The organism is Lysobacter firmicutimachus, assembly GCF_037027445.1.
Classification (GTDB): Bacteria; Pseudomonadota; Gammaproteobacteria; order Xanthomonadales; family Xanthomonadaceae; genus Lysobacter; species Lysobacter firmicutimachus.
Genome location: NZ_JBANDL010000002.1, coordinates 801,122 through 823,581, shown reverse-complemented (window position 1 = coordinate 823,581; position 22,460 = coordinate 801,122). Strand labels below are relative to the sequence as shown.

The 22,460-nt window shown below is 67.3% G+C and carries 10 protein-coding genes; 3 read left to right on the top strand and 7 right to left on the bottom strand.

Annotated elements, in window-relative coordinates; all coding sequences use genetic code 11:
- Positions 1-312: 312 nt before the first annotated feature.
- Positions 313-10,824, bottom strand: a complete 10,512-nt coding sequence (locus V2J18_RS03465) for a hemagglutinin repeat-containing protein (protein WP_336130978.1) — start codon at positions 10,822-10,824, stop codon at positions 313-315.
- Positions 10,825-10,890: 66 nt separating this feature from the next.
- Positions 10,891-12,528, bottom strand: a complete 1,638-nt coding sequence (locus V2J18_RS03460) for a ShlB/FhaC/HecB family hemolysin secretion/activation protein (protein ID WP_336130976.1) — start codon at positions 12,526-12,528, stop codon at positions 10,891-10,893.
- Positions 12,529-13,317: 789 nt separating this feature from the next.
- On the opposite strand from V2J18_RS03460, the gene V2J18_RS03455 reads away from it, so the two are divergent.
- Both V2J18_RS03455 and V2J18_RS03450 read left to right on the top strand, forming a co-directional pair.
- Positions 13,318-13,803, top strand: a complete 486-nt coding sequence (locus V2J18_RS03455; RefSeq protein WP_336130975.1) for a hypothetical protein — start codon at positions 13,318-13,320, stop codon at positions 13,801-13,803.
- A gap of 127 nt (positions 13,804-13,930) precedes the next feature.
- Positions 13,931-15,118 (top strand): hypothetical protein, encoded by a 1,188-nt coding sequence (locus V2J18_RS03450; RefSeq protein ID WP_064748037.1) that lies wholly within the window; start codon positions 13,931-13,933, stop codon positions 15,116-15,118.
- Here the strand turns inward: V2J18_RS03450 and V2J18_RS03445 are convergent.
- The 5 genes from V2J18_RS03445 to V2J18_RS03425 all read right to left on the bottom strand — a co-directional run bounded on the left by V2J18_RS03445 (position 15,094) and on the right by V2J18_RS03425 (position 21,394).
- Positions 15,094-16,077 (bottom strand): hypothetical protein, encoded by a 984-nt coding sequence (locus tag V2J18_RS03445; protein WP_336130974.1) that lies wholly within the window; start codon positions 16,075-16,077, stop codon positions 15,094-15,096. The two genes, V2J18_RS03450 and V2J18_RS03445, sit on opposite strands and share 25 nt — an antisense overlap.
- Positions 16,064-17,113: a glycosyltransferase family 4 protein gene (locus V2J18_RS03440; RefSeq protein ID WP_064748039.1), complete on the bottom strand. Its 1,050-nt coding sequence runs from the start codon at positions 17,111-17,113 to the stop codon at positions 16,064-16,066. Before V2J18_RS03440 ends, V2J18_RS03445 begins: the two co-directional genes overlap by 14 nt.
- Positions 17,110-18,153 (bottom strand): glycosyltransferase family 2 protein, encoded by a 1,044-nt coding sequence (locus V2J18_RS03435; RefSeq protein ID WP_261370112.1) that lies wholly within the window; start codon positions 18,151-18,153, stop codon positions 17,110-17,112. The genes V2J18_RS03440 and V2J18_RS03435 overlap by 4 nt, the downstream gene beginning before the upstream one ends.
- 56 nt (positions 18,154-18,209) lie before the next feature.
- The gene (locus V2J18_RS03430; protein ID WP_064748040.1) at positions 18,210-20,261 is read right to left on the bottom strand and encodes a hypothetical protein; all 2,052 of its coding nucleotides are present in this window, start codon (positions 20,259-20,261) and stop codon (positions 18,210-18,212) included.
- Between the two features lie 653 nt (positions 20,262-20,914).
- Positions 20,915-21,394 carry a hypothetical protein gene (locus V2J18_RS03425; RefSeq protein ID WP_064748041.1) on the bottom strand — a complete coding sequence of 160 codons (480 nt, stop codon included), beginning with the start codon at positions 21,392-21,394 and terminating at the stop codon, positions 20,915-20,917.
- 254 nt (positions 21,395-21,648) lie between these two features.
- Between V2J18_RS03425 and V2J18_RS03420 the strand changes: the two genes are divergently transcribed.
- Positions 21,649-22,443, top strand: coding sequence for a CPBP family intramembrane glutamic endopeptidase (locus V2J18_RS03420; protein WP_186442585.1), 795 nt, complete (start codon positions 21,649-21,651; stop codon positions 22,441-22,443).
- Positions 22,444-22,460: the final 17 nt, after the last annotated feature.

The window sequence follows — 22,460 nt, the reverse complement described above, 5'->3', positions numbered from 1 at the left end:
CGCTCCAGTTCCGCAGGCGCTGTTGGGCGACGTCAAAAATTCAACGTGTATTCGAGTTGCTAGACATGCACAGGGTAAACCGGCGAGTCTCCTTCGATCACAGCCCATGTCAGCTTAATCAATCGCTTAACAATGGCTGGGTCGGCTCTACAGAAAGGCCTGAGAAAGCTCTCAAAGTCATCAGACATTACCACGGACCTAATCCCAGCAATGTCTGATACAGCCGCACGGAATTCAATCTCCGCGCCGTCAACAGATGCGCGATACACCACCGACTCGCTCTCCGTATAAGTTATTGAGTTCAACACAAGGTCAAGGCTTCGATTCTGGCTTGAATACACTGTAACCACTCCATGCATTATCGAAATCGTCTTTTTTCATCAGATAGCGGGTTGCACTGAACGGATCACGCACCACCACCATTCCACCATCATTTAACCCATCAACAACTACCCAATGGCCGTAGCTGCTACCTCTTTCCCACATCATCGCCGCCCACGAGCCCGTCTTGTTTAAGGCATCAAAACTAGATGGATCAACACCTGCCCCTATCCACCCATCATCTATCCTGTTCAGATTTGCAGCCAACCCTTGAGGAGACGTCAATCCCAGCCCAAATTGCGTTTGGTCGATCGCCGTTCCACGATCAGCAAGCAGCATTTGGGCGCAAGCCTGACCACACGATGTTGGCGTACTCTGCTGAACGGTTGAAGCGCTGACCGCCTCGTTAACTACCGGCCATTTTCCGCCCGCCCCGGCCAGCATATCGTCCCTTAAGACATTGAGGGCATCAGTTTCGTAGACGATACGGTCAACTTTGTTGGCCACGCGCTTCGCCAAATCGTCGACTACAGATGCCGCACCACCCGCCCCCACCGGATTTCCGACCGGAATAGCTAGACCGGTAGATGGCGCAGCATCGCCCATCAGGATTTCCATTCCTGCGATACCAATTCCGTTGCATCCGAGCAGATTGCTCAAACACCTAACGACGAGACTGTTCCCCAGACTCATTGCGGCACCGGCGCTCAGGGTTCCCGCTGCCGCCAACGCTCCAGCGCTTCCGCTCGCACCAAGAGCGGCAGTTAGCTGTAAACCGCTCCTGGCGTGAACGCCATCTGCCCAGTTGAGCAGGCTGCTGCCATAGATGTAGCGCAAGTCGCCCTGGCTTAGCCCTCCTCCCTGCAGCGTGTTATAGACCTGCTGGAACGCGTCGACATCACCAGCGAGCTGGTCGCGGAACCGGGCGTGGTCGAGATACCGGGTTGTGTCAGGCTCTTCGAATCCTTTACCCCAATCGAATCCGGGGCGATTCTTAGTCAAGAACGACAATGCTTCTTCATCGACCTGATCGGTGATGGGGCGATGCTCGTTGAGTCTTTGGTTGGTCGTAGCATCAACCTGCGCCGCTGCCTCCAGAATCAATCGACGCTTGGCTTCGTCGATCGGAATATTGCCTGCTTCGAAAGCGAACTGCGAAGCGTTGGCATTGATCCAGGCGATCTCATCTGGATGCAGTTGCCGGTTGTACTGATCCCCCGCCAGCGCCGACGCCGCACCACTGCCGCTACCGATCATGCCGCCCAGCGCAGCGCTGCCGAGTTCCATCAAGGTCTTGTAGGCAGGACTGCCGTAGGCGACGCCTTGCTGGTCCAGATAGCTCGCCATCGCTCCCTTGGTCCGCTCGGCGCCGGCCGCGCCCAACGCGGCGGCGCCGATGTCGCCGCCGCCCAGGGCCGCTGCCGCTGCCGCAGTCATACCGTGGAGCAGGGCCTTGTAGGTGCCGCCGTCGCTCCAGCTTTGCAAACGCTGCTGGGCGGCGTCGATCGCGGCCGGGTCGCCGCTGGCTTCGGCGGCCTGCAGATCGCCGATGGCGCGCGTCTGCATCGTTTGGGCGATAGTGCCGGCCGTCTGCATGCCGACCTGAAGCGCCAACGCACCCACTTCTTGCCGCTCGCGAACTTCCTTTTCGTCGAAGATCGGCTTCAGCCCGGCTTGCTGCAAATCGGTCAGGCTGCGATCCAGCTTGGCGACCGCGCCGGTATCGCCGCCGCGGATGTCGAGGGTGCCGGCGCTGATGCCGCTGCGGGTGGTGCTGCTGGCATCGTCCTTCTGCGGCATGCCGAGATTGGGCGAACCGCCGTTGGTGCCGACCGTGCCGCCGACGCTGCTGGCGCTGTACTTGGCGGAGTTCTGCAGGTCCGTCGCGACCAGCGCCTGGGTGCTGAGGCGGTTGCGCGCCGCATCGGCTGCGCTGGCGATCGCCGCGCCGGTCAGGGTGGTGGTGCCGCCGACCTCGATATCGAAACCGCCCTTGCCGGCGACGATGCCGGTCTGCTCGGTGACGCTCTTGTAGTCGCTGTCGATCTTGTTCTGGTTGTAGCTGACGCTGGCGCTGCTGCCGACGCCGATCACGACCTGACCGCCGGCCGACTGGTCTTTGCTCTTGAAGTGATCGGTGTCCTGCTGACTGATCAGGCTCAAATCACCGCCGACGCGGGCGATGACCTGCTCGCCGCGGGCCTGCGCGCCTCGCAAGGTGGTGTTGCCGCCGCTGCGCAGCACTAGCGTGTTGGCCGCATCAATGGTCGTCTCGGCGTGGGTGACGCTGTCGCCATCGGCCTTGCCGCGGCTGGCGTTGGCCTCGACGTAGAAGCCCATGCCGCTCTGGCCGACCAGCACGCCGACCCCACCGCCGCCGCTCTTGCTGGTCGAGTGCTGGCTGCTGGTCTCCTTGGCCGACTGCAGGGTCAGATTGCGCGCGGCATCAAGCAGCACGTTCTGGCCGGCGACCTTGCTGCCGGTGACGGTCAGATCGCCCTCGGTCGCGACGATCGCGACATCGCCGCCGCTACGGATGTTGCTGCCGCGCTGGGTGGTCTGGCTCAGCTCGGTCTTGCTGCTGGAACTCTGGCTGCCGATGCCGAGCTTGAGATTGATCGCTTCGTTCTGCGGGCCGCCAGCGGACTTCCCACCATTGCTGGCGGCTCTCTGGCCCAGCTCATAGGCGTCGTAAGCCGCATAACCGGCCGCCGCTGCGTTGAGCGCCTTCAGGCGGCCATTGTCGGTTTCGCCGGCCCGTTTCGCGCTGTGATACGCGCTGGTGGCGGCGGTCATGGCGGTGCCGCTGAGGCTCAGCTCCAGGCCCGATTGTTGGAACTTGGACGTATAAGTCTGCTGCGATTGCTGCTCGGCCGCTTCGATGACGACGTTCTTGCCGACGATGCCGGTGCCGGCCGCCGAGATCACATCGCTGCCGCGGATCTTCACGTCCTGGCCCGCCACCAGGGTGACCCGGCCGTCGGTGCTGCCCAGCAGCGTGCCGACCGCTTCGGTGGCGGTCGAGCTTTGGGTCTGCGCCAAGCTGCGGCTGCCGAGCATGATGCCGACCCCACCGGTGCTCATCAGTCCGGATTTCTTCTGGGTCTGGCTGTGCGCCTCGCTGTAGGTCGATTGCGCCGCATCCAGCGTCAGATTGCGGCCGGCCGCCACCAGCACATCGCCGGTGCCGACGACTTGCGCTCCCTGCGCGCTGACGTCGCGTCCCGCCGAAATATCGACGGTTTCGCCGCTGAGCGTGGTGCCGACCGCCAGACTGGCGTGCGACTCGTCGTGGGTGGTCTTTGTGCTGCTGCTCAGGAAGCCGGACTTCTTGGTCGTGCTGTCCTGGACTTGATCGTGTCGCTCCTGAGCTGCCGTCAGTTTCACATCGCGCCCGGCCGCCAACGCGATGCCGCCCGCATCGCTCACCGCCGTAGCCGCCTGCAGGGTGATGTCCTGCCCGGCCTGCATCGCGATATCGCCCCCCGCCTTGATCGCCGTCCCATGCAAGGTCTCATCCGAGGTATGCGCCGTCGTCTTCGTCCGCCCCGCATCGACGTGGCGGTCGCTGGTGTCGGTGGTGGTGACGGTGGAGCTGACGATGTCGCGCCCGGCGACGATCGCGGCGGACTGGCCGGCTTCGAGCTGAGCCGCCGTCAGTTGCACGTCGCGGCCGGCGGACAGGATCAGGTTGCCGCCGGCGCTGACGCCGGCAGTATCGAGGCCTTGCTTGCTGTCGCGGTTCTTGCCGTAGCCGGTGGTCGCGACCTCGCCCGCGCGGGAGGCGATGCTCAGGTCGCGGCCGGCGCTGAGGGCGGCGTCGCCGGCGCTGCGCACCTGCGCGGCGCCGAGTACGGACAGGTCGCGGCCGGCGCTGGCGAGCAGCACGCCGTTCGGGTTGCTGACGTAGAGGCCGGCGAGGCGGTCGGGAGCGTAATCCTTGCTGCCTTCGACGATCAGGTCGCGGCCGGCGCCGACCACCAAGCGGTCGGCGCCGCGGATGACGCCGCCGCGGTTGATCAGGTCCTGCTGGGCGGTCACCGCGACGTCGCCGCCCTGGATCAGGCCGCCGAGGTTGTGCACGTTCTGGGCGGTGATCGCGACCGCGGTGCGGCCGGCGATGCGGCCGCCGTTGACCAGGTCGCCCTGCAGCTTCAGCCGGGTCGCGTCGCCGGCGATCAGGCTGCCGTCGCGGTGCAGGTCGTCCTTGCGCACGCGCACGTACACCTGCGGCGCGAGCACGGTGGCGGTGGTACCGTCGGGCAGGGTCACCGTCTGTTCGACCAGCCAGACGATGTCGCTGGTCAGCTGGGCCATCTGCTCGGCGGTCAAGGCGATGCCCGGGCGTAGGCCGTATTGCTGCGCGAACAGGGCGCCGGCGTTCATCAGCGCGCGGAACTGGTCTTCGTCGCTGGCGTAGCCGTCGAGGAAGCGGCGGCCGGTGAGCTGTGCGATCTGGTCGCGGACCAGGCGCTGTTCGTAGTAGCCGTCGCCGAGGCGCTTATGCAGGTGGGTGGGATCGGCGCCGAGCAGGCCGAACAGGTAGTCCGAGCCCAACCACTGGCGGTAGTTGGCGAAGCGCGGGTCGGTTTCCACCAGGTAGCCGCTGCCGTTGCCGGTCAGGCGGAACAGGCTGCTGCCCGGCAGGGCGAAGTGGGCCGGCAAGGTGCGGACGATCGCGGGCGCTTCGTTCGCACCGCCGCTCGCCGCGCCGCCGCCGGGACCGCCGGCGTTGGGGGCCGGGTTGGCCGCGACTTCGATCGCGGCCGCGCCCGGCTGCAGGACGAAGCTGCTGGCGCCGCCGCTGCCGCGCGCGTTGCCGGCATTGAGGTTGAGCAAGACGGAGGGATCGACCACGCCCGGCGCATTGCGGCCTAGGTTGAGGTTGCTCAAGTCGCTGGTTTCGACGCTCAGCGTGCCGTTGCTGGTGATGGTGCCGCCGAGCTGGCCGATCTGCTCGGACAGCGAGGGCGCGGTCCAGGCGCGGGTGGTGCCGTTGTAGCCGTGGCTGACGTTGTTGAAGTCGTAGGTGCGGTACAGGGTCTGGCCGACGTTGACGACCTGGCTGGCGCCGCCGTGGCCGGCGATGCTCAGATCGCCGCCGGCGGCGATCTGGCCGTAGCGGTTCTGCAGGTCGTCGACGCGCAGATTCATCGCGCCGCCGGAGCGGATCGCCGCATCGCTGCCGATACCGGGCGCGATCGTGTCCTCGGTGACGGTCGGGGTGGCGATCCGGTATTCCTCGTTGTCGCCGAGGCTGCCGCCGCCGGTGCCTTGCGGCACCAGTAGGGTGTGGTCGGGGTCGTCGTAGTCGAACGCGGTCCACAGCTGCACACAGTCGTTGCTGCACGTGCCGTAGGCGCTGGAGTAGCTGAGGCTGTCGCTCTGGTAGACGAAGGCCGGCGATCCTGGCTGCGGCTGAGCCAGTTCGGCGAAGGGATCGTCGCTGCCGCCCTGGTCGGGGTTGGACTGCGCCTCCTGACGGCCGGTGTAGTAGATCGTCACCGTGCCGTCGACCGCACTCAGGCGCGAGCGCTCGCCCAGCGCGGCGTACATGCCGCCGCGAGCGAAGTAGTAGGCGCTGGTCTGCGGATTCAGCCGCACCACTGCCTTGCGCAGCTGCACGCCATCGGGAGTGATGTGCGGCGTGTCTTCGAGGATATCCGCCGGGTCGAGGTAGTAGACCTCGTAGGCGGTGTAGTTGCTGCTGCTGCGGATGTTGGTGGTGGCGTTGCTGCCGTTGTTGCGCCAGTACGGCTGGTCCAGGCGGGTCGGCGCACGGGTGGTGGTGGACTGGGCGATCGACACGTTCTCGCGCAGGTTGACGATCGCGCTGGCATCGATGCTCAGATCGCCGGCGACGTCGATGAGCGCGCTGGTGTTGTTGACCGCGCCGGCGGTGCCGGCGGCCAGGCCGGCGGCGTCGAGCGCGCCGCCGATGGCCGCGTCTCCGCCGCTGTAGATCAAACTTTCGCGACGGTTGTTGAGCGTGCCGGCACCGATGTCCAGGCGCTGGCGCGCAGCGATGGTGCCGGCGCGGGTGGTACCGGCGACGGTTTCCTCGAGATTGTTGATCTCGGCCGCGCCCAGCGCGAGATGGTCGCCGTACAGCCGGCCGCTGCCGAGGTTGTCGATGCGCGCGGCGTCGATGCGGGTATCGGCGCCGTCGATCACACCGCGATTGGTCGCCCTGCCGGCGACGACGATCCGCGCGCTGCCGTTGGCGGCGGTGATTTCGCCGCTGGCGGCGTTGTCGAGTGCGTTCGCGCTCAGGTTCAGGTTGCCGCCGGCGGCGATCCGGCCGGCGTTGCGCAGGTCGCCCTGGGTGGACAACGACAGGTCGCGGTTGGCGAGCAGGCTGCCCTGGTGGTCGTAGCTGTCGGCAAGCGCGATGGTCGCGTCGAGCCCCGATTCCAGGCTGCCGTTGCCGCTGAGGCGCTTGAGCTGCAGGGTCAGCAGGTCGCCGGCGGCAAGGCGGCCGCTGTCGTTGTCGAGGGTGCGGGTGAAGCCGGGATCGCGGACATCGAGCGTGCCGCCGGCGGCGACCTGGCCGCCGCGGTTGTCGATCGTGCCGCCGCCGCGCAGGAGCAGATCGCGGTCGGCGCTGAGCAGGCCGCTCGCGTTGTCGAGCGTATCCGCGACGACCGTGACGCTGCCGCCGACCACGCCCTGGTTGGCGCCGAGCGTGTTGCGGTTGATCAGGCTCGCCGCGCTGAGGCTCAGATTCGTCGCGGAACCGATCAGGCCCGCCTGGTTGTCGACGACGCCGGCGCCGGCATCGAGCCGGGTATCGCCCAGGGCCTGAATCTGCCCGCCGCGATTGTCGATGCCGCCGGCGGTGAGCGCCAGCGTGTCGCGGCCGCCGATCTGGCCGTTGTTGACGATACTCACGGCCTGCAACGTCGCGGCGCCGCCGGCATAAACGGTGCCGGCGCTGTTGCTGAGCGCGCCCGCGCTTACCTGCAAGGTGCCGCCGCTGCTGATGCCCTTGTCGCTGCCGCTGTTGGCGTTGCTCAGGGCCTGGCCGTGGGTGTCGATCGCCAGCGCCGTGCCCGCCTGGATCAGGCCGGCGTCGTTGCTGAGCGCGCCGCTGTCGATGCGCAGGCTCTGCGCGCCGGCGATACGCCCGCCGTCGTTGAGCAACGCGCCGTTGCCGGCGTCGAGCGTAACCGCACCGCCGGCGATGTCGCCGCCGCGGTTGTCCAGGCCTTGCGACTGCAGCGACAGCACGCCGGCGGATTGAACCCGGCCGCCGACGTTGGAGAACGCATCTCCGATATCGAGCGCGACCGCTCCGGCAACCGAAGCCAGGGTACCGCCGTCGTTGTCCAGGCTGGCCGCGGCGACGCTAAGGTCGTCCTGGGCGATCACGCTGCCGGCGCTGTTGTCGAACGCGCCCGCGACCGTCACCGCGGCGGCGCCGCCGCTCTGGATCTGCCCCTGGCGGTTGTCGAGCGTGCCGGTGTCGAGCCGCACCGTCGCCGCGCCCGCGATCAGGCCGGCCTGGTTGATCAGCGCGCTCGATTGCAGTTGCAGTTCGCCGCCGCTGGCGATGCGGCCGCTGGTGTTGTCGTGGCGGCCTTGGATCGCGAGCAACGCGTCCTGGCCGGCGCTGAGCTGGCCGCCGGCGGTGACCAGGTCGACGGCGCGCAGGTCGATGCGCTGGGCGTAGGTGTCGCCGGCGCGCAAGTCGACGGACTGCGCGGAGAGATTGAGTTGACCATTGCCGGCGATGCGGCCGCCCGCGCCGTCGACGACGATCGCCTGCAGATCGAGCGTGCCGGTACCGGCGTGCTCGATGGCGCCACCGCGGTTGACCAGGGTGCCGGCCTGCACCCGGGTATCGCCGCTGGCCGCGATCCGGCCTTGGCTGTTGTCGAGGGTGTCGCGAACGGCCAGCGACGCGGTGTCGCCGGCCTGCAGTGTGGCGCCGACATGGTTCAGCGCATCGGCCTGCAGCGCGATCGTGCGCGCATAGGTTTGGCCGCCGCTGAGATCGAGGGTTCCTCCGCGCAGGTCGAGCGCGCCGTTGCTGCCGATCGTCCCGCCGGCGCCGGTGAGGTTCGTGGCCTGGATCGCCAGGGTGCCGGCGCCGGCGTGCTCGATGGTGCCGGCCCGATTGTTCAAGGCGGCGCTGGCGAGCGCCATGTCGCCGGCGCCGACGATGCGGCCGCCGGCGTTGTCCATCGCCGTGGCCGCGGCGATGGTCAGCTCGCCGGCCGACTGCAGCGTGCCGCCTGCGGTCGACAAGGTGTCGACGGCGACATCGATGTTGCGGGCGAAGGTGGTGCCGGCGCTGAGATCGACGTCGCCGCCACGCAGCGACAGTGCGCCGTTGCTGCCGATCGTGCCGCCGGCGCCTTGCACGGTGGCGGCTTCGATCGCGGCATTGCCGGCCGATTGCAGGCTGCCGCCGGCGTTGCCGAGACTTGCGGCGCGCAAACTCAGGTCGTTCGTCGCCGCGACGGTCCCAGCGTCGTTGTCGAACCGCCCGTCGACTGCGAACATCGCTGCGCCGCCGGATTGCACCGTGCCGCCGCGGTTGTCGAAGTGCATGGCCGCGACGTCGACGGCGTTGCCGCTCAGAGTCGCGCCACGGTGATCGACGACGCCGGCGCGCAGTCGCAACGCGCCCGCGCCGGCGATGCGACCCCCAGCGCCGTTCAAGTCGCCGAGGTTCAGAATCGTCCCGCCGCTGCCGGCGTGTTCGATCCGCCCCTGCTCGTTGAGCAAACGGCCGGCATCGAGCTGGAGCTGGTCGGCGTTGCTCGCCACCCGGCCGCCGCGGTTGTCCAGCGTGCCGGCGACCCGCCACTGGCTCGCCGCGCCGCCGCCGTGCAGCAGCTCGCCGCCGCGGTTGCTGAAGCTTTGCGAGTTCAGTCCAAGCGCGCCGCCGACGCTGAGCCGGCCGGCGTCGTTGATCAGGTTGCCGAGCTGCAGCTGCGCCTCGCCCTGCACCGCCAGCGTGCCGCCGCGATTGCTCACATCGCCTGCGGTCACCGTCAACGAGGCCAAGCCGAGTTCGCCGCCGTCGTTGTTCAAACCGCTGCCGCTGTTCAGGACGATGCCGCTGCCGGCCTGGATCGAACCGGCATCGTTGTTCAGCAACCCGCCGATGCGCAGCACGCCATCGGCCAGCGGCACGATCGGCGGCGGCGCCACCGCCGGTGCGCTGGGATCGCTGCCGGCGGCGGTACCGCTGCCGCTGTCGCCGCCGGCGGTACCGCCGGCCCCGCCGGTTCCGCCTCCCGAAGACAACGCGGCCAGACCGATCCGTCCGCCTTCGCGATTGCTCAGCGCACCCGCCTCCAGCCGCAGCGCCTGCAGCGCGGTCTGTTCGATCGCGCCCGCGCGATTGCTCAGGCTTTGTGCGCTCAGCTCCAGGCGACGCGCGTTGAGCGTGCCGCCGCTGTTGTCCAGATCGGCCGGAGTGGCGATGCGCAGCTGTTGGCCAGCGCTGACGGTGCCGGCGTTGCTCACCCCGCCGCTCAGATCGAGCGCCGCATCGCTTTGCGCCTGGATCCGGCCGCTGTTGCTGAGCCGACCATCGGCGCTCAGGCTCAGTTCGCCGGCCTGCGCCCCGATCGCGCCGGCATTGCGCACCCCGAGCCCGTGTTCGGTGCCGAGCAGGACGATCTTGCCGGCGTACATGCCCCCCAGGGCGCCGACGTCGAGCGCGTACGCCGGAGCGGCGCCGCTGCCGGCGGTCGCGACGACGCTGCGGTGATCGGCGCTGACCGTGTTGGCGCCCGCGGTAACTTGCAGCTGCTGCGCCCACACTCCGGCGTTGATCCGCAGCGAGCGCGCGATCAGGTCGGTGTAGTCCGTCGTTCCGGCATCCAACCCGGCGCCGCCGATGCCGATCGCCCCGCCTTCGACCCGATAGCCGTCGAGGCTGCCGCCGGTGAGGATCGGCGCGCCGGTGGTCAGGGTGGCGCGGCGCGTGTTGATGAAGCCGCCGCCGTCGACCTGGATGCCGGCCGGGTTGGCGATCACCACCTCCGCGCGCGGCCCGGCGACTTCGACATAACCGTTCAGACGGGTCGGGTTGGCGCTGTTGATCTCGTTGAGAATCACCCTGGCGCCGCCGCCTGCGAGCCAGGGATTGCCCTGCACCCAACCGCCGAGCTGGGTCTGCGCGCTGCCGCGCGCGTTGTTGAGGATCGCGCCTTCGCGGTCGACATCGAACTGGCGGTAGGTATTGCGCGATACGCCGGCCGCGCTCGGGGTCTGGATATTCACCAGCGGCACGCCGTTGGGCGCCTGCAGCACGGTCGGCCGCTGGCTACCCGGCGCGTTCGGGTCGGCCACGATCTGCGCCCAGGCCGGCAACGTCGTCGCGGCCCCCAAGACGATCCACAGCGCGCCGGTCATCGCTCGCAGCCTCGGGGCCGTTGCGCGTCCGCCGCCGCTGCGGCCGCCGCGCGGCGCGCTCACCAGTTCCGAGGCGACCTGCCAGACGCCCAGGGCGCAATTGAAGACCAGGCGGTAGATGCGGTTCATGACGTGCTTCCTTGACTGCGAATACAGCTGAAATCCGAGGGAAAATCCGTGAGCGGACGTTGCCGCTCAGTACGACCAGGCGAGGTTGAAGCCGGTGACGGTGTAGGCGCCTGGGAAACCGCGCGGCGCTGAGATCGGTGCGCCGACGAAACCGTCCCAACTCAAACGGCGCCAGCGCCCGCGCAGACCGATCACGCCGCCGACGAGGCGGTCGCCCGACTGCCATGCCACGGACGGCCCGCCGACATGGCCGACGTCGGCGCCCAGATACAGTTCGTGCGGCCCGCCCAGGGACAGCGCCAGCTCGTTGCGCCACAGCCAGCCGCGTTCGCCGCTGAGCGCGGCTTCGCCGTCGAAACCGCGCACGGTGTAACGGCCGCCGATCGCGAAGCGGTCCTGCGGGACCAACGGCGTGCGATTCCACTGCCCGCGCCAGCTTCCGGTGTAACGCAGCGACTGCGCGCCGACCTGGAACGGTGCCGTCAACTGCAACTCCGCGGCGATCAACTTCATGCGCGAGGTCCCCTCGCCGAACGCCTGCTCCGGCGCCGGCAGGGCGCCGAAGGCACCGGTACCGCGACGATAGGAAAGATTGGCGTCGACGATGGCGCGGCCGATGAAGCGCTTGTAGGTCAGCCCCGCTTCCCAGCCGGCGTTGCGCCGGCGCTGCACCTCGATCTCGGTGTCGTCGATGAAGTTGTCCGACTCGCGCCACCAGCCGCGCGCGTAGGCGCCGAACTTGCTGCGGGCGTCGCGGAACAGCAGTCGCGCCAGGCGCAGTTCGGCGTTCCGGCTCGACCCGCTGTAGCGATAGTCCTGACGGTCGCCCGCGACGGTCTGGTGATACTCGTAGCCGCTGGCGGTCGCGCCGAGCAACCAATAGCCGTACGGGACGTCGTAATGCGCGGTCCAACTGGAGGTGCCGCGGCCGCGACCGTTGAACGCGTCGTGGCCGAGATTGAGGTAGAACAGGTCGTTGCGGGCCAATCCGTGGTCGACCGACAGCGTCGCATTGGCCTGCAAGCGGCCGGTCGCTTCGCTTCCGGCATCGTCCAGGCCGAGATTGACGCGCAGCGGCGAGCGCTGCTGCCAGGCGACGATCAGATCGCTTTCGCCCGGCGCCGCGCCCTCGCCGTCGGCGGGCGCGATGCGGATGTCGGCGGTCGCGGTAGGAACGCGCTGCAGATTCTCCAGCCCTTGCTCGATGTCGCGCAGGTTGAGCAGTTCGCCCGAGCGTACCGGCAAGGCATTCGACCAGTGGGCACGCGCATCCGCGCCCTCGGCATAGCGCACTTGTTCGATCCGCCCCGGGACCACGGCAAGGGTCAGCACGCCATTGTTGAGATCCTGCGGCGGCGCCAGCACGCGGGTGGTGATGTAGCCGCGGGCGATGATCGCGTTCTGGACCCGCTTCATCAGCACATCGATGCCGCCGGCGCCCAGGCAAGGGCCGGCCGCCGGCAACTCGGCCGCGCGCACGGCCCACGCGAACTCGTGGGCCATGTCGCCGGACAGACGCAGTTCGCGAATCGGAAAGCACGGCGTTTCGTTATCGGGCAATCGCTCCTGCTCACGGCCCGCGCCCGATTCCAGGCGCACGTCCGGCCGCCGCTCCTGTTGTTCGCGCAAGGCGCGCTCGCGCTCGCGTTGCCGCGTCAACTCGCGTTCGCCCGGATCGATCGTCTGCGCGCCGGCCGTCGCCACGACCCCACCAAGTACACATCCGGCCCAGCACCGCCGCCAACGGCGGTCGTGGTTGCCCCGCGCCCCCTGCTTCACTCGATCGCTCCTGTAGCCCGATTCCGTTCGAGCCGTTGGCTCAGCAACGGCGAGCCAGGCAATGACGCAACCGACTCGACTGCCTGCAACGACTTACCCGCCTTCGCCGAAGCACATTCATCTCGCTTCGTTACGAAGGTCACGTCGAATCGAATCTAGCAGCCGCAACGGCAGCGTCGGTCCAGACCAAGTGAAGTCACATTGATTCGTCGCCGTCGTATAGCCGGCGTTTAGTGTGTGTGGCTATGCGACACATTCGTCAAAGACCCTGGTGTCGCTATCCAATGCGGTCGACGATGGATCTCATCTCGTCCGTCCCGCCGTTCATCGATGCATCGGCGCACGGACTGCCCCGCATCGCGCTCAGCTACGAGCGAGTCGACGGGTTTCGCACCGGCAAGGGCTCAGCTCACGCTCGCTCACCGTTCCTATCCGACCCTTCGGATCGCAGACGATTTCCATCGATGAAGCGCCACGCACCGGTCTCATCCCGCCGCGGACCGGCGCGCGACACGAAGCTCAGTTCACATTGGCTCGCGTCTCCAGTCTTCGGTACGACCGTTCGGGCTCGGACCGCTTTGCCCGGCCTGGTCACGTTCTTCGTTTTACCGAAAAGATAAAACCGGAAACGTACGCAAGCCTGCGGATCAGTATTGGAACGCCGACGCGTATCGCGTCGCGACCGGCCATCGCCGCCCAAGACAGGAGCAACTCATGGCATCGACGCGGATACGCGCACTGTTGGCCGCAACCATCGCATTGGCTGCCTTGTTTCTCTTAACCAGTACCGTCCGGATTCCGTTCTACAGCGACCGTTCGACGACAGATTCCGCGTCCGCCATCCAGCCGACTGCGCACGACGCCCAACGCGACCTCGCGGACGCGCGCCACGCTGACGAGCCCATAGGCTCCGCGGTGGCGCCGGCTCAGGCCGCATTGGAAGAGCGTGTCCGCAGCGCTGCGCCGCAGGCTCAACCGCCGCGGACGTTCATCGGCCCGGACGGAAAACCGCAGGAAATCGTCTACAACCAAGGGCTTGCCCTTTCCCCGGGCGCACGCGATCAGCTCAAACAACAATTGCTGGCCGAGATGCGCGCCCACCCGGAGGCCGTGTCTCAGATCTACGGCGTCAGCCGCGCCGACATCGCCGCCGTACTCGACGGTACCAAGCCCTTCCCCGAATCGCTGTTGAATCAGTGACGCCTCCGGTCCGGCGGCGATGCGGGCAAGACCGGGCGACCGACAACAGGCGCCTCGGTGGAGCAACGACCCGTGGGCGAGGCCCACGGCCACGAATGGACAGGATGAAGTACAGGAGAGGATGCGAATGAAAGCCTACAAGCACTGCCTGCTGGTCGGCGCGCTCTTGGCCGGCAATGCGTTCGCGCAAAGCAGCGACGGCTACGGAACCACCGTGCGCATGCCGCTAGTCGTCAGCAGCACCAGCTATGTATCGACGATCTATGTCCGAAATGCCGGAACCACCAACGCGAGCGTGCGCGTCGAGTACTACGGCGCGACCGGAACCCCTCTTCCGGGTCCGCGCCTTTGCACCACGCTCAGCGTCGCCCCTGGCGCCGTCGTCGAAGGATCGCTGGCATCGCTGTGCGGCATCACGCCGAGCTCCACCAGCAATTACGGCCAGCTTTCGCTGACAGAACAGAGCGCCACCACGGTTCCGATTTCGGCTTATGCGCGCGTGCAATCGTTCACCGGCGCCGGCTATTCGGTGGAAGGGTTCAAGATCGGTTCGCTGACCGGCGGCGGCGCGAGTTCGTCGATCGTCGCCGGATTGCGTCGCCAGGCGGCGGCCCCGGGCTACCAGTCGAACTGTTTCGTCGGTTCTCTCGGCGAACCGGTCGAGGTCACCTGGTCGCTGCGCACGGCCAGCGGCGCGCAGCTCGGCAATCAGCAGGTCACCAGCCTGAGCGCCAACGAGACCTTGCGCTTCCTCGACGTGCACAGCCACGTCGGCGCGCCGGCCGGCGACTACGAGAACGTGCAGGCGGTGTTCAATGAGACCACGGCCGGCTCCAACCCGGGCTTCGTCGCATACTGCACATTGCAGGAAAATCAGCGCTTCGACGGCGACTTCCGCATCGCCAAGGAAAGTGATCCGGACGACCTGAGGAGCAAGAAAGTCGGCCTGTCCACGACCAGCGCGCTAGGCTCGGTGCTCGGCCTGATCAGCGGCCAGGACCGGTACGGCCTGTACCTACAGCATCCCGACTGGGTGCAATGCCGGATCAACGGCGCCAACGCCTCGCAGCTGGAAATGCGCTTGGAAGATCCGCAAGGCAACGTCGTAGCCGGCGGCAACGACATCAGCTCGTTCCAGAAGGTATATCTGGGCGAACGCAGTACCCGCAACGACGGCGCTAACGGCTTGTGGGTACTGAAGGTCGAGTCGCGAGGCTTGTTGGCGCTGCTGTTGTCGTACTCGCTGACCTGCGAAAGCGGAAACGGCTCCAACCCGCCTCTTTTCGTCGGTCACTCGGGCGTCGAAGAGTTCTGATCGGTCCGCAGGTCCCGGCCCGGTCCGGGACCCGCGGCTCGCAAGGGCCGGACCAGCGGCAGCAGAAAACCGGCGCCGGAGAACATCACTTCGGCACCGGTAATCGCCAGACGCCACATCAGGGCTAGGCCGGCCGCCTCGGCCGTACCGACCCATGGCGCCAGCCCCCATACCAGACCGGCCTCCCGCACGCCTATACCGGCCGGCACGAACAGGGCGGCGACGCCGATCAGACCCGACAGGCACATCGCAGCGGCCGCCTGCGAACCAGCAAGCGGCATGTCCCCACCGCCGGCGAGCACGACGAACCCCGCACTCATGGCCGAGTACGCTCCGGCTTGCAACAACCAGGCCAGCGCCGACGCGCGATAGGACGGGCCGACGCGGGACCGTCCGCTCCACAATCGCGACGAACGCGGCGATATCGCTATCGGCCATCGGCGCCAGATGCCCGCCCAGGTCAACGCGACCGCGCCGCATGCCAGCCCCACTTGCAACCATGCGCCCGCTCTCGGCGGGAGAGCCGCAGGCGCGTATGTCGCCGCGATCGCCGCGCACAATCCCAGCGACAGGCACTGTTCGCGCAGGAACAACAACAGCACGCCGCGCGGAGCGGTATCGCCGTCGGCGTACAGCGCTCCGCGCGCTACGCCTTGCCAGATCTTGCCGGGCAGATATTTCCCCGGCAGGCTTTGCGCCCAGCGAGACATATCGCCGATGGCGCGAGCTCCGATCCAGCCGTTGCGGGCGAGCACGTGCCATGCGGCCGCGAACAAAATCTGGCTCGCCAGGCAGCAGGCGACGGATGCCGCAAAGCGACCGGCGGCCAGATCCTGCAGCAGCCAGGCCAACTCGCGACTGCGTCCGGACGCTTCTGTCACCACCCAGACCAGCGCCGCCAGGCCGAGGAACAGGCCGAACCCGCGCAAGCGGCTGCGCCGGGCTTCAGAGCAGCTCATTCAGGCACTCGTGGTAACGCCGACCCATCTCGCTCCAGGAATGATGTAAGCCGACGAACTCGCGCGCTTGGCGGCCTAACGCTCGCAGAGCATCGCGATCCGCGCACAGTTTCGCAATTGTCGCGCACCACTCGGCACCGTCCTGGCTGGGCAACAGACGGCCGTTGTGGGGTTCGCTGATCGCATCGCGCAACCCCTCCAGGTCCGCGGCCAGGACGTAGCGTTCGCTGACGCCCGCCTCCAGTGCCACCAGGCCGAAGCCCTCCGGATCGCCGGGAGCGCGGATGTTCGGCATCAGCACCAGATCGCAGCGCGCCAACAAGCCCAGTTTGACGGATTCGTCGACCGCCCCGTGCAGACTCACCGTGGCACGCAAGTCCAGTTCCGAGATCGCCGTCGCCAACGCCGCTCGGTCGGGCCCGTCGCCTACGATGTCCAGCGTGACCGGCAGCGCGCGCTCAAGCAGACGTGGCATCACTTCGCGCAGGAACCATAGAGCGCCCTTGCGGCGCACCAAACGCCCCAGGATCAACAATCGCACCGGCGACTGGGGATCGCGCTCGGTTCCGGACGGCGGCAGGGTATCTACGCCCGGATGGATCAGGGTGTGCCGGTCGGACGCGACGCCGCGTTCCCGCAACATCCCCCCGACATGGCGGCTGATGCAGATGTAGCGGTCGAAGCGACGATCGAAGTGTCGCCGCAGATAGCTCTGATACCAGCCCGCCGGGAACGCGATGTCCAGACCGTGCACCACGACCGCGGTCGGTACGCCCATCCAGCGCGCCGGCCAGGCCAACGCACTCAACGCGGGATCGCCGAGCAGCAGCAGCCGCACCTCACCGCGCCCCAATCCCCAAACCAGCCGCATCGAGGCCCACAGCACGAACCAAGGCACGCCCCATTGCCCCCGCCCCCACTTCACTACCGTGACCGGCGAGCGCGCGCGCAGCTGATCGGCGATATGGAAACTGAGCCGCTGCATGCCGCCCTGACTGGGCGGAAATTTCCGCGACAGGTACCAAACCGACTTCATGGAGCCGCCCGCCACTCCTTTCGCCTCCGATCCTGCTGCAGCTCCTCGAGCAACCGCCGATTGACCGCCAACTGGTGCGCCAACAAGCCGATCGTCGTCGCTGCGCCAGCGCACAGGATCAGCACCGCCGCGAGTATCAGCGACTGCACATGGCCCTGCCCGTCGCCGCGCGCATACTCGAACAGGAACCCCGCGCCGATTCCCACGCCGGCCAGACCGCTGAAGGCTGCAGGCAACAGGAAGAACTCCAGCGGCCGATAGGTCAGAAAAGCACGCAGAATGGCGAGCCCCGAACGACCGACATATACAGGAATGCTGCGGATGAGACGCGACGGACGGGTCGGCGGGTTGACCCCGACCGGCACCGAACCGACCCGCAACCCGGTCTGCCCGGCCTGAATCAGCGTCTCTAACGTATAGGTGTAGCGCGAGTACACATTGAGCCGAAGCGCCGCCTCGCGGCTGTACGCGCGGAAACCGCTGGTAGCATCGTCGACTCGCACGCCGGCCACGGCCCGGACCACGCTGCTGCCGATGTTTTGCAAGCGCTTCTTGGCCCAGGAGAAATGCGCGATGCGATCGATGGGCCGGCAGCCGATCACGATGTCGGCACGCCCCTCGAGGATTTCGGCGACCAGCGCCGGCATCGCCCGGGCATCGTACTGGTTGTCGCCGTCGAGGTTGACGACGATGTCGGCCCCGCGTCGACAGGCGACCTCCAATCCGGCCGCGAACGCTCGCGCAAGGCCATGATGCTCGCTCAGGCGCAGCACCACATGCGCGCCATGCTCGACCGCAACGGCTGCGGTACCGTCGTCGGAACCGTCGTCGATCACCAGCCATTCCACCTCGTTGACGCCGGGCAGTATTCGAGGCAGCGCGGCCAGCGTCGCCGGCAATTGACTGGCTTCGTTTCGGCATGGAATCTGAATCACGAGCTTGATCGGCTTGCGCGCGGCGGCGGCGGCTTCCGCTGCCTGAGCGGCCGGCGTGAGCGGTCCCGCGACGCTCTCGAAACGAACGAAGCGATGCACGTTCATAGCGACTACCTCGCAGAGTCCATGGCAAGCCGGAGCCGCGCCGAGCGCGGTCCCGCCTACGGTTCAATCCGGGTGATGCGCCAATCACTTCGCTCCTGGTGAACGCCGCGTGCAGGAGCATGGAAAGCGGTATTGCGACGGACACGGACGATCGGAAGCTCGGCCAGCGTTCTCGCGCCGGAACCCGCAATCGCCTGGTTGCTGGGATGCACGATGACGCAGGGCCTACCGGCGCAACCTCCGTAGCGCGCCAAACGCTCGGCACTCAGCGGTTGCGGCTGTGCCGGCAACATCGCTACCGGCCGGCCGAAGCCGCTGAGCAAGGCGCTGGCCAGAGGACCGGAGCCGGCGACATAGCTCACGCTGTCGACCGGAAGGAAACCGGCGATCGCCTCGATCTGCGCCACCATATCGCGGTCTTCGCGCAAGAACAGGTACTCACGTTGCTGCCACAGCAAATGCGCGCTCAGCGCCAGCGACACCGCAGCGATCGCGACGGTCCGCACCCGACGAGGCGCCAGCGAGCCGACCAACGCCGCCCCGATCGCCGCGAACACCAGAATCGCGGGAAAAACCGTCGGCACCCAGCGGCGCGCAGCCCAGACGTGATCCGGCGAAATCATCGGCCGCCAAAGATAGATCGTCATCGGGACGAACAAGAACAGCATCATCCAGTCCGCTGCGATCGCGGTCGGCCGTCTCAGCACCCGCCACAACCCAACCCCCGCCCCTAAAGCTGCGGCAAGAACCACCCAGGTGCCCAGATAGGCCGAAAGATTGCCCAGGCTGATCTCTCGATAGTCTCGGGTTCCGTTCAGATGCGGAACCAGCTTGGATTCGATCAGCGCGTAGGGTTGCACCGACGGCCGAATCCACATCGCATAGACGAACACCGCGAGAAATCCGGCAGCGGCCCACCACGCCATCGCGTTCGACGCGCGCAGCGACAGCGGTTGAAACCGCATTCGCGAACACAACCAGGCGCCGAGTAAGCAGGACAGCGACGCCGACAATGCCGGCAATACGAGATCGGCCAACCCAATCAGATAGGGACGCACGAAGACGGCGAAATAGAGCAAGGCCAGAACGGTCGATAACGAACATCCCGCTGCGATGCAAATGGCGACCGAGGCCAGGCTTCGACCGCGCGTCCGGTCGATCGCGACGAAGCACACCGCAGCCAAAGATGCCGTCAGCGAGAATACGACCGCATCGATGCGCACCAGCGTCGACATGCCCAGCATGGCGCCGCCGAACCAACCCAGCGCAGCCGACCGTCGCGAAATCGCGAACGCAGCGATCCACAATCCATTTAGAACGAACCAAGCGCAGAACGGCTCGCTCAAACTGTTACGCGATATCCAGACCTGCGCCGGCTGGAATGCGAACGCGGCCAAGGCCGCCACCGCCCAATGTCGCCGTCCCGGGGGGAGGCAGCGTACCGCCAAGGCATAGAAAGCCAGGCAATTGAGCACGCCGATCACCGCGTTGAGACGGAAGATGGCCAACGGCCCCAGCAGCGCACCAAGCATCGCCATCCAGACCGGCGTCGCCGCCGAGAACTGGTAAGTCCAAGCCGTGCCGGTGGGGTAGATACCGGGTAGTTCCGGCGATCGCCCTTGTTCGATCGCTTCCACCGCCGGATCGGTTGCGATCCCGAGCCGCTGCAGGTCGATCCTGGATGTTCCGGCACGCAGCAAGTGCAGCGCGTGCTGGGCGTAGATGCCTTCGTCGCGCTCCCCGAGCAGACTCTGTTTGGGGAAGCCTGCATACAGGAACCCCGCGACCACAACGATCAGCGCAACCGGTACGAGCGACCACCGCCAATCCGGAAGCGCGTCGCGCATCGCGCGACGGCGATGCGGATCGACGAGAAAGACTATCGTCACCCCCCACCCCAGAATGCCGATCGCTACCGGGAAGAACAGCCCGGACAGCGCCAACGCGATCAGCAATACGGTCCATGCCGCGCTGCCAACGCATAGAGTGACCAAAGCATTGCGAGCTAGAACGCGAATCTTCTCGCCGCCAAGAGCGATGACTCCCAGCCCCGACGGGTAAATGGCCGTCCATATGCCGAACTCCGCCAGTGCTTTCAGGTATTCCATCGAATCCCCTCGCCTGTGCAAACGAGTCTACTCAGCGGAAAAACGGCGAACTACATAGTGCGTCAAGCTTCGCCATCTCCGTAAAATTGATACCGCGGTCGCAGGTTCAAGCGCTGCGCGTCGCCGAGGAGAAGACTGCCTTCCGGCGGCGATCGGCACCCAACGCACTTTCGCGCCGATGGCGGCCACCCACACTCGCCTTGCCTGTACCGTGGGCAGCGCCAAGATTGCGCCGTTCCTTCGCCGACCACACCGTTTACCGACCTCGCGCGGCAGCGCCCACCCGCCGCGACGCGATCGATACGATGGCCGCCCGGCACAGCCGCAAGGCGCGAGCTTCAAGACACCAGCAACTGCTGGCATAGCGCTCTTTATCCCAGGGCTCAGCGACACGACGTACGCCGATGCAACGCGGCACAACGCTGGACGCGACATCGCATCCAGCCTGTTCGATTCCGCATCGCTTGCAGGCTGCGCCGACCCGACTGATCCGCGGCCGGCGCCGCAACAGGGTACCGACCGGTTGCCGCATCGGTAGTGCACAGCGCAACCGGCCATATGGCGCGACTTATCGGATGTTCGGTGTGTGCTGGCCAAAGGCATGTGTCACGAATATCGCGACACATGCGTTTCGATTCATTGCCTGACGCAGGTCAACGACTCGCGTTCGTACTCAATTCCTCGAACACGCTCTTGCCCACCGAGGCCGACAAGTGGTTGAGGCCCATGACGATATTGGCCGAGGTGTCGGACACTTCGAAAACGCGGTCGCGGTATTTGACGCGCAAGCCGAGGCGATCGCGGCCGGCCATGACGCCGAACATCACCCGCACGCCGGGCGGTCGCTGGCGGATGTCGACGATGGCGACCTCGGCGACGTCGCTGTCGGATACGCGGGCCTGGTTCTCCGCCGCTTCCTCGGCGTAGGCCTGTTCGATCAGCGGCGGCACTTTGTCGTTGCGCTCGCATTCGCCGCAATCCCAGCGGATGTTCAACTTCGGCACGTGGCGCGGGTCCGTCGGCGCGGCGACGGCGGGCTCCATCGCGGGCGCCGGCGTGTCCTCGGCCGATGCGTTCGACGAACACAACGCCGCGGCCAGCCAGATCGAACCGAAAAACCGCTTCCTGCTCATAACGTTCCTTCGTCATTGGAGGGGATGGAGACGGCGCACCCGGGGTCGGCGCGCCGGCGCTGCGGATCATAGCAAGCGCCGTCGCGAGGTCGGCCACGACGTGCCTGCGCCGCTGGCGACGAAACCCGGACTGCGGCGACGGAACAGATTGACCTTGCCGGCGCAGTTGCCGACCATCGTCGTTCGCTCGGGCGTCGCCGGGCGCATCGTCTTACGGGGACTTCATGCCGCGTCGCCAGCTCGTCGGTGTATCCGTGTTCTTCGCTGTCGCCTTCGCCGTTCCCTGGCTGGGCTGGTCCCTGCTGGACCACGCCGCGTTGAGTTTGTGGCTGTTCCCGCTGTTCGTCAGCCTGGCCGGCTTCGCCGCCGCCTGGGCCGAAGGCGGCCGCGCAGGCCTGGCCGCGCTGTGCCGGCGGACCCTGCGCCTGCGCGGCACGCTGCGTTGGATCTTGGCGGCCGCGCTGATCCCGCCGGCACTGGGCGCGGGCTATCTGCTCATACAGGGCATACCGTTGAACGCGCTGCGGCCGGCGTTCGATATCGGGCTGGCGACGACGCTGGCTGCGGCGATCGTGACCGGGCCGCTGGCCGAAGAGTTCGGCTGGCGCGGCTATCTGCAACCCGCCCTGCTGCAGCGCCTGAGCCCGCTGGCCACCGCGCTGTTGATCGCTGCGGCATGGTCGCTGTGGCATGTGCCGCTGTTCGGCGCGGCGGTGTTCGGCAGCGTCGAATCGTCGCTGCGCTACGTCGGCTATCTGGCCGTCTGGTCGGTGTTCCTGGTCTACCTGGTCGAGCGCGGCGGTGGCTCGGTGTGGCCGGCGGTCGCCTTGCACTGGGCGGCCAATGTGCACGCCAACGTGCTCGGCGCGCTGTTCCCGTCGGTCGACGGCAGCCTGTTGCCCGGCGGTTCCAAGGGCCTCGGAACGTACCTGATCGTGACGGCGGCGTTCGTCGCCGTGCACTGGCGTTTCTTCGCCCATCGCGATGCGGCGATGCCGGTCGCGGCCGAAGCCGCGGCGCCGGGCCCGACCAGGCAGGCCGAGCGCTGAGTGCCCGGCCCGCCTCG

Coding starts and splice junctions, on each gene's coding strand:
- V2J18_RS03465 (WP_336130978.1), bottom strand. CDS start 10,824: ATGAACCGCATCTACCGCCTGGTCTTCAATTGCGCCCTGGGCGTCTGG.
- V2J18_RS03455 (WP_336130975.1), top strand. CDS start 13,318: ATGGCATCGACGCGGATACGCGCACTGTTGGCCGCAACCATCGCATTG.
- V2J18_RS03450 (WP_064748037.1), top strand. CDS start 13,931: ATGAAAGCCTACAAGCACTGCCTGCTGGTCGGCGCGCTCTTGGCCGGC.
- V2J18_RS03445 (WP_336130974.1), bottom strand. CDS start 16,077: ATGAGCTGCTCTGAAGCCCGGCGCAGCCGCTTGCGCGGGTTCGGCCTG.
- V2J18_RS03440 (WP_064748039.1), bottom strand. CDS start 17,113: ATGAAGTCGGTTTGGTACCTGTCGCGGAAATTTCCGCCCAGTCAGGGC.
- V2J18_RS03435 (WP_261370112.1), bottom strand. CDS start 18,153: ATGAACGTGCATCGCTTCGTTCGTTTCGAGAGCGTCGCGGGACCGCTC.
- V2J18_RS03430 (WP_064748040.1), bottom strand. CDS start 20,261: ATGGAATACCTGAAAGCACTGGCGGAGTTCGGCATATGGACGGCCATT.
- V2J18_RS03425 (WP_064748041.1), bottom strand. CDS start 21,394: ATGAGCAGGAAGCGGTTTTTCGGTTCGATCTGGCTGGCCGCGGCGTTG.